This window comes from Bradyrhizobium centrosematis (genome assembly GCF_045571495.1).
GTDB lineage: Bacteria > Pseudomonadota > Alphaproteobacteria > Rhizobiales > Xanthobacteraceae > Bradyrhizobium > Bradyrhizobium centrosematis.
On record NZ_CP120703.1, the window covers coordinates 2,178,211 to 2,192,405 of the forward strand.

General features: G+C 65.1%; 14 protein-coding genes. 13 read left to right on the plus strand and 1 reads right to left on the minus strand.

Annotated features, from left to right (window positions below; genetic code table 11):
- Nucleotides 1–10: 10 nt before the first annotated feature.
- The 10 genes from P6U31_RS10410 to P6U31_RS10455 all read left to right on the plus strand — a co-directional run bounded on the left by P6U31_RS10410 (nucleotide 11) and on the right by P6U31_RS10455 (nucleotide 9,535).
- Nucleotides 11–772 carry a tripartite tricarboxylate transporter TctB family protein gene (locus P6U31_RS10410; protein WP_407188127.1) on the plus strand — a complete coding sequence of 254 codons (762 nt, stop codon included), beginning with the start codon at nucleotides 11–13 and terminating at the stop codon, nucleotides 770–772.
- Nucleotides 773–779: 7 nt separating this feature from the next.
- Nucleotides 780–2,294 carry a tripartite tricarboxylate transporter permease gene (locus P6U31_RS10415; protein WP_407188128.1) on the plus strand — a complete coding sequence of 505 codons (1,515 nt, stop codon included), beginning with the start codon at nucleotides 780–782 and terminating at the stop codon, nucleotides 2,292–2,294.
- A gap of 141 nt (nucleotides 2,295–2,435) precedes the next feature.
- Complete coding sequence (locus P6U31_RS10420) at nucleotides 2,436–3,416, plus strand: tripartite tricarboxylate transporter substrate binding protein BugD (RefSeq protein ID WP_407188129.1); 981 nt, start codon at nucleotides 2,436–2,438, stop codon at nucleotides 3,414–3,416.
- Between the two features lie 170 nt (nucleotides 3,417–3,586).
- Nucleotides 3,587–4,381, plus strand: a complete 795-nt coding sequence (locus P6U31_RS10425; RefSeq protein ID WP_407188130.1) for a thymidylate synthase — start codon at nucleotides 3,587–3,589, stop codon at nucleotides 4,379–4,381.
- Nucleotides 4,382–4,442: 61 nt separating this feature from the next.
- Nucleotides 4,443–4,928, plus strand: a complete 486-nt coding sequence (locus P6U31_RS10430) for a GNAT family N-acetyltransferase (RefSeq protein ID WP_407188132.1) — start codon at nucleotides 4,443–4,445, stop codon at nucleotides 4,926–4,928.
- Entirely contained in the window at nucleotides 4,928–5,437 is a 510-nt protein-coding gene (locus tag P6U31_RS10435) for a dihydrofolate reductase (protein WP_407188133.1), read from the plus strand. The genes P6U31_RS10430 and P6U31_RS10435 overlap by 1 nt, the downstream gene beginning before the upstream one ends.
- A gap of 153 nt (nucleotides 5,438–5,590) precedes the next feature.
- On the plus strand, nucleotides 5,591–6,727 hold the full coding sequence (gene hflK / locus P6U31_RS10440) for an FtsH protease activity modulator HflK (protein WP_407188134.1): 1,137 nt from the start codon (nucleotides 5,591–5,593) through the stop codon (nucleotides 6,725–6,727).
- Nucleotides 6,724–7,617, plus strand: a complete 894-nt coding sequence (hflC, locus tag P6U31_RS10445) for a protease modulator HflC (protein ID WP_407188136.1) — start codon at nucleotides 6,724–6,726, stop codon at nucleotides 7,615–7,617. Before hflK ends, hflC begins: the two co-directional genes overlap by 4 nt.
- Nucleotides 7,618–7,688: 71 nt before the next feature.
- Nucleotides 7,689–7,895 (plus strand): DUF2065 domain-containing protein, encoded by a 207-nt coding sequence (locus P6U31_RS10450; protein WP_128927236.1) that lies wholly within the window; start codon nucleotides 7,689–7,691, stop codon nucleotides 7,893–7,895.
- A 143-nt stretch (nucleotides 7,896–8,038) separates the two neighbouring features.
- Entirely contained in the window at nucleotides 8,039–9,535 is a 1,497-nt protein-coding gene (locus tag P6U31_RS10455) for a Do family serine endopeptidase (RefSeq protein ID WP_407188138.1), read from the plus strand.
- Nucleotides 9,536–9,630: 95 nt separating this feature from the next.
- On the opposite strand, the gene serB is transcribed toward P6U31_RS10455, so the two are convergent.
- Nucleotides 9,631–10,536, minus strand: a complete 906-nt coding sequence (gene serB / locus P6U31_RS10460) for a phosphoserine phosphatase SerB (protein ID WP_407188140.1) — start codon at nucleotides 10,534–10,536, stop codon at nucleotides 9,631–9,633.
- Between the two features lie 11 nt (nucleotides 10,537–10,547).
- On the opposite strand from serB, the gene miaA reads away from it, so the two are divergent.
- From miaA to ilvN, 3 genes are all read left to right on the plus strand, one after another.
- On the plus strand, nucleotides 10,548–11,504 hold the full coding sequence (miaA, locus tag P6U31_RS10465) for a tRNA (adenosine(37)-N6)-dimethylallyltransferase MiaA (protein ID WP_407188141.1): 957 nt from the start codon (nucleotides 10,548–10,550) through the stop codon (nucleotides 11,502–11,504).
- Between the two features lie 346 nt (nucleotides 11,505–11,850).
- The gene (locus P6U31_RS10470; protein WP_407188142.1) at nucleotides 11,851–13,626 is read left to right on the plus strand and encodes an acetolactate synthase 3 large subunit; all 1,776 of its coding nucleotides are present in this window, start codon (nucleotides 11,851–11,853) and stop codon (nucleotides 13,624–13,626) included.
- Nucleotides 13,627–13,650: 24 nt separating this feature from the next.
- The gene (gene ilvN / locus P6U31_RS10475) at nucleotides 13,651–14,193 is read left to right on the plus strand and encodes an acetolactate synthase small subunit (RefSeq protein ID WP_028137987.1); all 543 of its coding nucleotides are present in this window, start codon (nucleotides 13,651–13,653) and stop codon (nucleotides 14,191–14,193) included.
- Nucleotides 14,194–14,195: the final 2 nt, after the last annotated feature.

The window sequence follows — 14,195 nt, forward strand, 5'->3', positions numbered from 1 at the left end:
GGAGACATGCATGGCCGATACGATGGGCCACTCAGCGACAGCCACTCGAAACACGAAGGTGGTGCTCGGCTTCTGTCTGCTGGCGATTGCGCCGCAGATTTTCGAATTGATCTGGTCGATCGGGACGCTATTTGGCTGGGGCAGCGGCCGCGGCCCGGCCGCAGTCGTGACCGGACACGTTACAGCGTTGCTCGTCGGGGCACCCGGCGCGCTGATCGGGGCGGCCAGCGGTGACACCAAGAAGGCGTCATCGGAGGTGCTGCTCGCGCTGATCTATTCCTATCCGCTGTTCGTGGTGGCGATCCTCACGCTGTTCATGACGATCCGGTCGGCGCAGGATTATGTCGGAGGCGTCGTCCTCATGGCGGTTGCCCTATTCGCGCTCTGGGCAGGCAGCGACTTGCAGGGCATGCGGGGCTTCTCCTTCGGCGCCGGCACCGCGCCGCGCATGTTCGGCGGACTGCTGGTTGCCTTGTCGGCCGGCATCGCCTTGACCGGTCTTCTGTCCGATGGGCCGGCGATGGCTCATTATTCCTGGCGGGGGCCGCTGTTCGTGATGGCTGCGATCCTGTTCTTCGCGTTGGCGATCCGGCCGCTCGGCCTCGTGGTCACCGCCTTTGTCAGCTTCATGATCGCGGCGACGGGGTCGCACGAGACGCGCTGGCTGGAGGCAGCGATCGTCGGCGCCTGCCTGACGCTCGGCTGCGCCATCCTCTTTCCCTACGTGCTCGGGTTGCCGATGCCGATGTTTCCGCGTTTCCTGATCCAGTGAGGGTGTGATGGATATCTTTGCCAACCTCGCTCACGGTTTTGCCGTCGCGCTCTCGCCGATCAATCTCCTGATGTGCCTGATCGGCGCCCTCGTCGGCACGCTGGTCGGCGTGCTTCCGGGCATCGGCACCATCGCCACCGTCGCGATGCTGCTTCCGATCACCTTCGGACTGCCGCCCGTTGGCGCGCTGATCATGCTCGCCGGCATCTATTACGGCGCCCAGTATGGCGGCTCGACCACGTCGATCCTGGTCAACATCCCGGGCGAGGCGACATCGGTCGTCACCGCCATCGATGGTCACCAGATGGCCAAGCAGGGCCGCGCCGGCCCGGCGCTGGCGATCGCGGCAATCGGTTCGTTCTTCGCCGGCTGCGTCGCGACCGTCCTGATCGCCATCCTCGGCGCGCCGCTCACGAAACTCGCACTGGCGTTCGGGCCGGCCGAGTATTTCTCGCTGATGGTGCTGGGCCTGATCTTCGCCGTGGTGCTGGCCAAGGGCTCGGTGCTGAAGGCGATCGCGATGATCGTGTTCGGCCTCTTGCTGTCGATGGTGGGCTCGGACATCGAGACCGGCGCCTCGCGCATGGCGTTCAACATTCCCGAGCTCGCCGACGGTCTCGGCTTTGCGACGGTGGCGATGGGCGTGTTCGGCTTCGCCGAGATCATCCGCAATCTCGACCATGGCGCGGAGATGAACCGCGACCTCGTGCAGCAGAAGATCACCGGCCTGATGCCGACCAGGAAGGATTTGGTCGATTCGACGCCGCCGATCCTGCGCGGCACGGTGCTCGGCTCGATCCTCGGCATCCTGCCGGGTGGCGGCGCGGTCATCGCCTCGTTCGCGGCCTATACGCTCGAGAAGAAGCTCGCCAAGAACCCGTCGCGGTTCGGCCGCGGCGCAATCGAGGGCGTGGCGGCACCGGAAAGTGCCAACAACGCGGCAGCGCAGACCTCCTTCATCCCGCTGCTGACGCTCGGCATCCCGCCGAACGCGGTGATGGCGCTGATGGTGGGCGCGATGACCATCCACGGCATCGTGCCGGGCCCGCAGGTGATGCAGAAGCAACCCGATCTCGTCTGGGGCATGATCGCCTCGATGTGGATCGGCAATCTGATGCTGATCATCATCAATCTGCCGCTGGTCGGCATCTGGGTGCGGCTCCTGCGCGTGCCTTACCGGCTGATGTTCCCCTCGATCGTGATCTTCTGCGCGATCGGCATCTACTCGGTGAACAACGCACCGGTCGACGTCATCCTCGCCGGCGTGTTCGGGCTCGTCGGCTATTGGCTGATCAAGCACGATTTCGAGCCGGCGCCGCTGCTGCTCGGCATGGTGCTCGGACCGCTGATGGAAGAGAACCTGCGCCGTGCGCTGCTGATCTCGCGCGGCGACTGGAGCGTGTTCCTGACGCGGCCCCTGTCGGCGGTGCTGCTCGCGGTCGCGGCCGGTCTGCTGCTGCTCACGGTGCTGCCTGCGTTGCGTTCGAAGCGCGACGAGGTGTTCACCGAATCCGAGAACTGAGGCCGCCGCCTTCCTGCGGCGCCCCCCGCGCCCCTGCGTCGGCGCGCCGCATCCGGAAGTCGGATCGACTTGTGTGACCGCTTCGTGAAATGAAAATGCCGGCCTTGGGGCCGGCATTTGTTTGTGTCCAAGGGGATCGACATGACCTTCACTCGCGCGCTCACGGGCGCATGCGCCGCTGCGCTCGCCTCGCTGTGCGCCCTTGTTGCGCCAGCCGAGGCGCAGACCTATCCAACGCGCAGCATCACCATGATCGTGCCGTTTGCGGCCGGCGGTCCGACTGACGTGGTGGCGCGCATCGTCACCGGACACATGGCGCAGACGCTCGGACAGAGCGTCATCATCGAGAACGTGGTCGGCGCCGGCGGCACCACCGCGACCACGCGTGCCGCGCGCGCGGCCAATGACGGCTACACCCTGATCACCGGACACATGGGCACGCATGCGGCTTCCGTGCCGCTCTATCCGAAGCTCGCCTATCATCCCGAGAAGGACTTCGAGCCGATCGCGCTGCTCGCGGGCACGCCGATCCTGATCCTGGCGCGCAAGGACTTTCCGGCGAAGGACCTGAAGGAGTTCGCGACCTACGTGAAGGCCAACGCCGACAAGGTCAACGCTGCACATGCCGGCGTCGGCTCGGTCTCGCACGTCTCGTGCGAGCTGCTGCACTCGATCCTCGACATCAAGCCGGTCGGCGTGCCCTTCAACGGCACGGGGCCTGCGATGAACGCGCTGGTGGCGGGGCAGGTCGATTATATGTGCGACCAGATCGTCAACGCCGTGCCGCAGATCAACGCCGGCACCATCAAGGCCTATGCGATCGCAACACCGGAGCGCAATCCGTCGCTGCCGAACGTGCCGACCACCACGGAAGCCGGCCTGCCGAAATTCCAGGCCCAGGCCTGGAATGCGATGTTCGCCCCCAAGGGAACTTCGCCTGCAATCGTGGCCAGCCTGAACGCTGCGGCCAGCAAGGCGCTCGACGACGAGACCGTGAAGAAGCGCCTGCTCGAGCTCGGCAGCGTGATCCCCGCCCCTGCGGAGCGGACGGCGGAGGCGCTGGCCATGCTCGTGAAGAACGAGATCGCGAAATGGACGCCGGTGCTCAAGCCGGCGACTTAAGCTGCACTTTCAAGCCGATAGGCGAGGGGCGGGACGTGAGTTCCGCCCCTTGTCGTTTGTGCGGGGGATGCTCACTTTTCCGGGTATAATCGGTGCGGACAGCGAATCGCGGCTGTTGCAGCGCGGGGGCGGCCGCTAAGTTCGCCGCCTCCCCAAAGGCTCATTGGCACATGCACCAGTATCAGGACCTGCTCGAGCGGATTCTTTCAGACGGCGCCGAGAAGACCGACCGGACCGGCACCGGCACGCTCTCGGTGTTCGGCCATCAAATGCGCTTCAATCTGTCAGCCGGCTTTCCGATGCTGACCACCAAGCGGCTGCCGCTGAAGGCGATCGTGCATGAGCTGTTGTGGTTCCTGAAGGGCGACACCAACATCAAATATCTGCGCGACAACGGCGTCACCATCTGGGACGAGTGGGCGGACGCCAATGGCGATCTCGGTCCGGTCTACGGCCATCAATGGCGCTCCTGGCCCACGGCCGACGGGCGCAGCATCGACCAGATCGCCAATGTCGTCGAGATGATCAAGCGCACGCCGGACTCTCGCCGACTGATCGTCACCGCCTGGAATCCTGCCGACGTCGAGAAGATGGCGCTGCCGCCCTGCCACCTGCTGTTCCAGTTCTATGTCGCAGGCGGCAAGCTGTCATGTCAGCTCTACCAGCGCTCGGCCGATGTCTTCCTCGGCGTGCCCTTCAATATCGCCTCCTACGCCCTGCTCACCATGATGGTCGCGCAGGTCACCGGCCTGAAGCCCGGCGACTTCGTGCATTCGCTCGGCGACACCCATCTCTATTCCAACCATCTGGAGCAGGCGCGGCTTCAGCTCACCCGCGCGCCGCGTGCGCTGCCGGTCATGCGGATCAATCCTGAGGTGAAGGACATCTTCTCCTTCCGCTATGAGGATTTCGAGCTCGTCGGCTACGATCCGCATCCGCACATCAAGGCGGAAGTCGCGGTCTAGCGTATGATCCGGAAAAGTGTGCAGCGGTTCTCCGATATGATCATGCGGGCACTTTAAAGCGATGTCGCTCAACATCCGCCGCGCAGAGCCCGGAGAAGCCGGGCTCGTTCTCTCCTTCGTCCGCGAGCTCGCCGAGTACGAGAAGCTCTCGCACGAAATGGAAGCGACCGAGGACGACATCGCCGAGGCCCTGTTCGGCAAGCAGCCGCGACTCTATTGCGCGATCGCCGAATGGAACGGTGAGGCCGTCGGCTTCGCGGTGTGGTTTGTGAATTTCTCCACCTTCAGCGGCCGCCACGGCATCTATCTCGAGGATCTCTACGTGCGGCCGTCGCATCGGGGCAGGGGCCTCGGCAAGGCGCTGCTGGTCTATCTCGCGAGGGAATGCGTCGACAATGGCTGGGCGCGCCTGCAATGGGCGGTGCTCGACTGGAATGCGCCGTCGATCGCGTTCTACAAATCGCTCGGCGCCGTCATGATGGACGACTGGACGCTGTGCCGCGTCACCGGGCCTGCGCTGACGCGGCTTGCCGGGAGCTCTGCCTGATGGAGATCGTCTTCGTCGTCGCGATCGCGGAGAATGGCGTCATCGGCGCGGGCAATGCGATGCCGTGGCGATTGAAGTCCGACATGGCGCGCTTCAAGGCGCTCACGATCGGCAAGCCCGTGATCATGGGCCGCAAGACCTTCGAATCGCTGCCCCGGCCGCTGCCGAACCGCACCAACATCGTGGTCACGCGCGATGCGGCCTATCGCGCCAACGGGGCCATCGTGACGACCTCGGCGGCGGATGCCGACGCGATCGCACGCGGTGATGCCCTGCGGCGTTCGGTCGCCGAGATCGCGGTGATCGGCGGGGCCGAGATCTTCCGGCAATGGCTCGGTCGCGCCGATCGCCTCGAGATCACCGAAGTCCACGCGCGGCCCGAAGGCGATACGCATTTCGAGATCGACAAGGCGGAGTGGGACGAAGTTGAACGTGTCCGCCATCCTGCCGGCCCCGACGACAGCGCCGACGTCTCCTATGTGACATATCGTCGGCGGCGCGGCCATTAACCGCTTTCGTCAATGTTTACATTGACTTTTTCGTGCCCGAGCATAGCTCGAAGGACGGTCAGGGCTGCGTTGTAAGGGACCTGCCTGTCCCCTATAAAGCCGGACCGGACAAAGCGGGCGGGGGCAATTCCACCCTGCCGAGGAGAGCGTCGAATGCCGTGGAAGAATCAGGGCGGTGGCCCATGGGGCTCGGGTCCAAAGGGACCATGGGGCTCAGGCCCGCAACCGGTCGGGCCGAGGCCGCCGGATCTGGAAGACCTTCTGCGGCGCGGCCAGGACCGCCTCCAGCAGATCATGCCGGGCGGCTATTTCTCCGGTGTGGGCATCACGCTGATCATCCTGCTGATCATCGCGTTCTGGCTGCTCTCGGGCTTCTTCCGCGTGCAGTCCGAGGAGCTCGGCGTCGTGCTGCGCTTCGGCAAGCATGTTCGCACCGTGCAGCCGGGCCTGAACTATCATCTGCCTTACCCGATCGAGACCGTGCTGCTGCCCAAGGCGCTGCGCGTCAACACCATCTCCATCGGCATGACGCTGATCGACGATCCGGCGCGGCGCGGCCGCTCGATTCGTGACGTGCCGGAAGAGAGCCTGATGCTGACCGGCGACGAGAACATCGTCGACGTCGACTTCACCGTGCTCTGGCGCATCAAGCCCGATGGCGTCGGCGACTTCCTCTTCAACATCCAGAATCCCGAAGGCACCGTGAAGGCGGTCGCCGAGAGCGCGATGCGCGAGGTGATCGGCCGTTCGCAGATCCAGCCGATCCTGACCGGCGCGCGCAACATCACCGAACAGGGCGTGCAGGAGCTGATCCAGAAGACGCTGGACAGCTATGGCGCGGGCATCCTCATCACCCAGGTGCAGATGCAGAAGGTCGATCCGCCGGCCCAGGTGATCGACGCCTTCCGCGACGTCCAGGCTGCGCGGGCCAATCTCGAGCAGCTGCAGAACGAGGCGCAGACCTATGCCAACCAGGTGGTGCCGCAGGCGCGTGGACGCGCTGCCAAGATCCAGCAGGATGCCGAAGGCTACAAGGAGCAGGCGGTCGCCGAGGCCAAGGGCCAGAGCGCACGCTTCCTGAAGGTTTACGAGGAATACAAGAAGGCGCCCGACGTGACGCGTGAACGGATCTATCTGGAGACGATGGAGCGCGTGCTCGGCGGCGCGGACAAGCTCGTCTATGACGGCGGCTCCTCGGGCCAGGGCATCGTGCCCTATCTGCCGCTCGGCGAACTGACGACCAAGCGGCCGCCTAGCGCCGGTCAGCCCTCGAGCGGAGGCACGCGATGAGGTCTCCGGTCACAGGTTTCGTCACGCTGATCGCCCTCCTGCTCGTCGTGATCGTCGGCTACATGTCGCTGTTCACGGTGCAGCAGACCGAGCAGACCATCGTGCTGCAGTTCGGCCGGCCCGTCGACGTCGTCACCGCGCCCGGCCTGCACTTCAAGGCGCCGTGGAATTCGGTGATCAACATCGACAAGCGGATCCTCGATCTGGAGAACCCGTCGCAGGAAGCGATCGCCTCCGATCAGAAGCGGCTCGTGGTCGATGCGTTCGCGCGCTACCGGATCAAGGATGCGCTGCGCTTCTATCAGAGCGTCGGCTCGATCCAGGCTGCCAACATCCAGCTCACCACGCTCCTGAACGCGGCGCTGCGCCGCGTGCTCGGCGAGGTCACCTTCATCAACGTGGTGCGCGACGACCGCGAGAAGCTGATGCTGCGCATCCGCGACCAGCTCGATCGCGAGGCCGACGGCTACGGCATCCAGGTCGTCGACGTCCGGATCCGCCGCGCCGACCTGCCGGAGCAGAACAGCCAGGCGGTCTATCAGCGCATGAAGACCGAGCGCGAGCGCGAAGCCGCCGAGTTCCGCGCGCAGGGCGGCCAGAAGGCACAGGAGATCCGCTCAAAGGCCGACCGCGAGGCGACCGTGATCATCGCGGAAGCCAATTCGCAGGCGGAACAGACCCGCGGCGCGGGCGATGCCGAGCGCAACCGCCTGTTCGCTGAAGCCTACGGCAAGGATGCCGACTTCTTCGCCTTCTACCGGTCGATGACGGCCTATGAGAACGGGCTCAAGTCGAACGATACCCGCTTCCTGCTGCGGCCGGAGTCGGATTTCTTCCGGTATTTTGGTAACCCGTCCGGTAAGACGGCGGCGACGCCGGCGAAACCGTAAGCTAGACAGGGGCGGCGGGTTTCGCCGCCCTTCGTGCCGACAAGAACAGCACAACGGGAGGTTCCAATCCGATGAGGTCCATAGCGTTTGCCGACTTCCTCATCGGCTTGGGCATCCTGTTCGTGCTGGAAGGCTTGATGTTTGCGGCAAGTCCAAACTGGATGCGCAAGGCCATGAAGAGCGCCATGGCCACGCCGGACAACATCCTGCGGGCGGTCGGCATCGGTTCGGCTGTGGCCGGTCTGATCCTGATCTGGGTTATGCGGCGCCCGGTTTAGCCGCAGAGCCAACGCCAAAGTGAAGGCGGCAGACCGGTTTTCGCCGTATTATCGCGGTCTTGAGGCCCGTTAAGCTCCGTGCTTGCGCCGTCCCCCTGTTCGAGCGCAGTCTGAGCGCCGAATCCTTTTCTCTGGAGATCCCAATGCCCGCTGCCATCATTGCCCCGACCCGTTTGCGTTTAGGGCTGGCCGCGCTCGCCGTCAGTGCTTTCACTGCGTTCGGCACGCCGGCCCTGGCGCGCGGACCGGAGGGCATCGCCGACGTCGCCGAGAAGGTGATCGACGCGGTCGTCAACATCTCGACCTCGCAGACCGTCGAGGCCAAGGGCGGCGGGAGCAACACCATGCCGCAATTGCCGCCCGGCTCGCCCTTCGAGGAATTCTTCGACGACTTCTTCAAGAACCGCAGGGGTCCGGGCGGCGGCAAGGGCGGCGATAACGGCAGCGGCCCGCCGAAGAAGACCAACTCGCTCGGAAGCGGTTTCATCATCGACACCTCGGGCGTCGTCGTCACCAACAACCACGTCATTGCCGACGCCGACGAGATCCACGTCATCCTCAACGATGGCACCAAGATCAAGGCCGAACTGGTCGGCGTCGACAAGAAGACCGATCTCGCCGTGCTCAAGATCAAGCCGCCGAAGCCGCTCGTGTCGGTGAAGTTCGGCGACAGCGACAAGCTGCGGCTCGGCGACTGGGTGGTCGCGATCGGCAACCCGTTCAGCCTGGGCGGCACGGTGACGGCCGGCATCGTCTCGGCCAAGAACCGCGACATCTCCTCGGGTCCCTATGACAGCTACATCCAGACCGACGCCTCCATCAATCGCGGCAATTCGGGCGGCCCGCTGTTCAACCTCGACGGCGACGTCATCGGCGTCAACACGCTGATCATCTCGCCCTCCGGCGGCTCCATCGGCATTGGTTTTGCCGTGCCGTCGAAGACGGTGGTGGGCGTCGTCGACCAGCTCCGTCAGTTCGGAGAGTTGCGCCGCGGCTGGCTGGGGGTGCGGATCCAGAGCGTCACCGACGAGATTGCCGAGAGCCTCAACATCAAGCCGGCGCGCGGCGCGCTGGTTGCCGGCGTCGACGACAAGGGCCCGGCTAAGCCCGCGGGCATCGAACCCGGCGACGTCGTCGTCAAGTTCGACGGCAAGGACGTCAAGGATCCCAAGGATCTCTCCCGCGTCGTCGCCGACACCGCGGTCGGCAAGGAGGTCGACGTCGTCATCATCCGCAAGGGCCAGGAGCAGACCAAGAAGGTCACGCTCGGCCGCCTCCAGGATCCCGACAAGGTGCAGGCCGCGGTGAAGACCGACGAGCCGGCGCCCGACAAGCCGGTGACGCAGAAGGCGCTCGGCCTCGATCTCGCCGCGCTGAACAAGGATCTGCGCACGCGCTACAAGATCAAGGAGAGCGTCAAGGGCGTGGTCGTCACCAATGTCGACGCCAATTCGGACGCGGCCGAGAAGCGCCTCTCCGCCGGCGACGTCATCGTCGAGGTTGCGCAGGAGGCCGTCTCCAGCGGCGCCGACATCCAGAAGCGCGTCGACCAGCTCAAAAAGGACGGCAAGAAGTCGGTGCTGCTGCTGGTCTCGAATGCGGACGGCGAGCTACGCTTTGTCGCGCTGAGCGTGCAGTAACTTCATCTGTCATTCCGGGCCGATGCGAAGCATCGAACCCGGAATCTCGAGGTTCCGGGTCTGGTGCTTCGCACCATCCCGGAACGACGATAACATCACCCCTCCACGAACTCCTCGCGCCGATACCCTTGCGCGTACAGCAATGCGGTGAGATCGCCGTGGTCGATCCGCGCCGCAGCCGCGGCCGCGACCGCCGGCTTGGCGTGATAGGCAACGCCGAGGCCCGCGGCCTGGATCATCGCCAGATCGTTGGCGCCGTCGCCGACCACGACGGAGTCGATGTCATCGAGATCGAACGACTCCATCAGGTCGACCAGCGTGGCGAGCTTCGCGGCGCGGCCCAAAATCGGCTCCTTCACCTCGCCGGTGAACTTGCCGTCGCGCACGACGAGTTCGTTGGCGCGGTTTTCCTGGAAGCCGATCCTGGCGGCGACCGCGCTCGTGAACAGCGTGAAGCCGCCGGAGACGAGGCAGGTATAGGCGCCGTGCGCGCGCATGGTCGCAACCAGCTCGCGGCCGCCCGGGGTCAGCGTGATGCGCTTGGCCAGCACCTCGTCGACCGCGCTCGCGGGCAGGTCCTTCAGCAGCGCGACGCGCTCGCGCAGCGCCGGCTCGAATTCGATCTCGCCGCGCATGGCGCGTTCGGTAATGGCGGCCACATGCGCCTTCACCCCGATGAGATCGGCGAGCTCGTCGATGCATTCCTGGCCGATCATGGTGGAATCCATGTCGGCGAGAAAAAGCTTCTTGCGCCTGAAGCCGACAGGCTGCACGACGATGTCGACGGGCAGGTCGCCGCGAAGCTCGCGGAGCCGCTGCTCGATGGCGTGACGGTCGGCTTCGAGGTTACCGTCGGCGCCGAAGGGGATATCGACCGCGACCCCGTCGAACAGCCATTGTGCGGGTGCTGCCTGCGGCAGCACGGCCCGGGCGCCGTCGACGATGGTCGTATCGAGCGCGGGATTGTTGGGGTTGCAGATCAGCGTGGCGACGAGGGACATTTGAGGTTTTCGTGAGCGAGGAGCAAGTCGGCAGAAGACGTGTTGGCGAGGCCGTGCTTATCGCAGGCCCGACCGCCAGCGGCAAGTCGGCGCTGGCGCTGGAGCTCGCGCTCGCCACCGGCGGTATCGTCATCAATGCCGATTCCATGCAGGTCTATCGAGACCTGCGCATCATCACGGCACGGCCGACACACGATGAGGAGGCCCGCGCTCCGCACCGTCTCTACGGGCATGTCGACGCGGCCGTGAATTTCTCGGCCGGCGCCTGGTTGGCCGATGCGACGAAGGCGCTCGACGAGGCGAAAGCGGAAGGCCGCCTGCCGATCTTCATCGGCGGCACGGGGCTCTATTTCAAGGCGCTCACGGCGGGACTCTCCATCGTGCCGCCCATTCCGGCCGAGCTGCGCGAGGACGTGCGCGCGCGGCTGGAACGGAACGGCGCGGAAGCGCTGCACGCGGAACTGGCGCGTCGCGATCCGCGCGCCGCCGAACGATTGAACCTGCGTGATCGCACCCGGATCGCGCGCGCGCTCGAAGTGGTCGAGGCGACCGGCCGTTCGCTGCTGGATTGGCACCGGGAGGGCCAGCCGCCGCTGCTGCCGAAGGATTGCTTTCGCGCCGTGTTTCTCGCGCCCGATCGCGACGTGCTCTATGCGCGGATCGATGCCCGTTTCAGTGCCATGCTGGCGGCTGGCGCGCTCGAGGAGGTCGAGCGGCTTGCCGCCAGACAGCTCGATCCGCTGCTGCCGGCGATGAAAGCGCATGGCGTGCCGGCCTTGATCCGGCATCTGCGCGGCGAGCTCACTCTGGAGCAGGCCGCCACCATCGGCTGCGCTGACACCCGCCACTATGCCAAGCGGCAATTCACCTGGTTCCGGCACCAATTGCCGGCGTTCGAATGGGTGAGGCCGGAGGAGGCGAGGCGGTGGCTCGCGGCGGCCGTGAATGGTGCGTGGGAGTCCAAGTGAGGCTGCGAGCGGGGACGAACGCTTTTGTGTCCGGGTTCCCGCATTTACCTCTCGCCGAACCCCGGGAACGCCGCTACACTGCCAAAATCACGCGAAAGCGGCCGCATTGCCTTGACATCCGGGCTTTGGCCGCTATGGTTCGCGCAACCTTTGGGAAGCCGAGCGCCTGCCATGCGTAATATTATTACCAAGCTGCTTATCGCCGTCGTACCCAGGCACACCGCCGGGGATGGCTAGCTGCCATCCACAAGACAGGCGGTGTGCATGGGCCCTCTTCGGGGCCTTTTTTATTTCCCGAACCCCATTCGAACGAAGCCGCTGGCAACAGCGCATCCGGAGCAAGCCAATGAGCGACAAGAGCCACGATCCGAACCAGATGACCGGCGCCGCGATGATCGTTCGCGCGCTGATCGATCACGGCGTGACCGACATTTTCGGCTATCCGGGCGGCGCCGTGCTTCCGATCTACGACGAGATCTTCCAGCAGAGCGAGGTCCAGCACATCCTGGTCCGTCACGAGCAGGGTGCGGGTCACGCTGCCGAGGGCTATGCGCGCTCCACCGGCAAGCCCGGCGTCGCGCTGGTGACCTCCGGTCCCGGTGCCACCAACATGGTGACGCCGCTGACCGATGCACTGATGGACTCGATCCCGCTGGTCTGCATCTCCGGCCAGGTGCCGACGCATCTGATCGGCAACGACGCGTTCCAGGAATGCGACACCGTCGGCATCACGCGTCCCTGCACCAAGCACAATTGGCTGGTGCGCGACGTCAATGATCTCGCCAAAGTCCTGCATGAAGCCTTCTACGTCGCGACCTCCGGCCGTCCCGGTCCGGTGCTGGTCGACGTTCCCAAGGATGTGCAGTTCGCGACCGGCACCTATCATCCGCCGCGCAAGTCGGACGTGCACCGGTCCTATGCACCGCGCGTGAAAGGCGATGCGACGCAGATCCGCAAGGCAGTGGCGCTGCTGGCGGGTGCCAAGCGTCCCGTGATCTACAGCGGCGGCGGCGTCATCAATTCCGGCCCAGAGGCGACCAAGCTGCTGCGCGAGCTGGTCGAGGTCACGGGCTTCCCGATCACCTCCACGCTGATGGGGCTCGGCGCCTATCCTGCGTCGGGCAAGAACTGGCTCGGCATGCTCGGCATGCACGGCACCTACGAGGCCAACATGACGATGCATGATTGCGACGTCATGCTGTGCGTCGGCGCGCGCTTCGACGACCGCATCACCGGCCGGGTCGATGCATTCTCGCCGGGCTCGAAGAAGATCCACATCGACATCGACCCGTCCTCGATCAACAAGAACATCCGCGTCGACGTGCCGATCATCGGCGACTGCGCCAACATCCTCGGCGACATCCTCCAGGTGTTCAAGGCGGAGGCCAAGAAGCCCGACATCAAATCGTGGTGGCAGCAGATCGCGCAATGGCGCGCCCGCAACTCGCTGTATTACAAGAAAAGCAACGACGTCATTCTGCCGCAGCACGCGATCCAGGCCTTGTTCGAGCAGACACGCGGCAAGGACACCTACATCACGACCGAGGTCGGCCAGCACCAGATGTGGGCAGCGCAGTTCTACGGCTTCGAGGAGCCGCATCGCTGGATGACCTCGGGCGGTCTCGGCACCATGGGCTACGGCCTGCCGGCCGCAGTCGGCGTGCAGGTGGCCCATCCCGACAGCCTCGTCATCGACATCGCGGGCGATGCCTCGGTGCAGATGACAATGCAGGAGATGTCGACGGCGGTGCAGTACGAGCTGCCGATCAAGATCTTCATCCTGAACAACCAGTACATGGGCATGGTGCGCCAATGGCAGCAGCTGCTGCACGGCAATCGCCTGTCGCATTCCTACTCGGAAGCGCTGCCGGATTTCGTCAAGCTCGCGGAAGCCTATGGCGCCGTCGGCCTTCAGGTGCACAAGCCCGGCGATCTCGATGGCGCCATCCAGGAGATGATCTCGGTCAAGCGTCCCGTGCTGTTCGACTGCCGCGTCGCGGCGCTCGAAAACTGCTTCCCGATGATCCCGTCCGGCAAGGCGCATAACGAGATGCTGTTGCCGGAGCAGGCCAACGACGAGGCCACGGCAAAGGCATTTGCCGGCGGCAAGGCGCTGGTGTGACCAGAGAGATTTGAGGGGACGACAATGAACCAGCCCGCATCCGCCTACTTTATCGAGGAGCGTCACGATCCCAACGAGACGCACACGCTCGCGGTGCTCGTGCAGAACGAGCCCGGCGTGCTCGCGCGCGTCATCGGCCTGTTCTCGGGCCGCGGCTACAACATCGAGAGTCTCACGGTCTCGGAAACCGAGGCCCAGAAGCATCTGTCGCGCATCACCATCGTCACCACGGGTACGCCGATGGTGATCGCTCAGATCAAGAACCAGCTCGACCGCATGATCCCGGTCTACCAGGTCGTCGACATGACGCAGACCCGGCGCTCGATCGAGCGCGAGCTTGCGATGGTCAAGGTGCGCGGGCAGGGCGAGCATCGGGTCGAGGCGCTGAGGCTCGCGGATGCGTTCCGTGCCCGGGTGATCGACGCCACCACCGAGAGCTTTGTGTTCGAGATCACAGGCAATACGGACAAGATCAATCAGTTTATAGACCTGATGCGCCCGCTCGGCCTCGTCGAGGTGTCGCGCACCGGTGTTGCCGCGATCGGCCGCGGGCCCGAAGGGATGTGAAC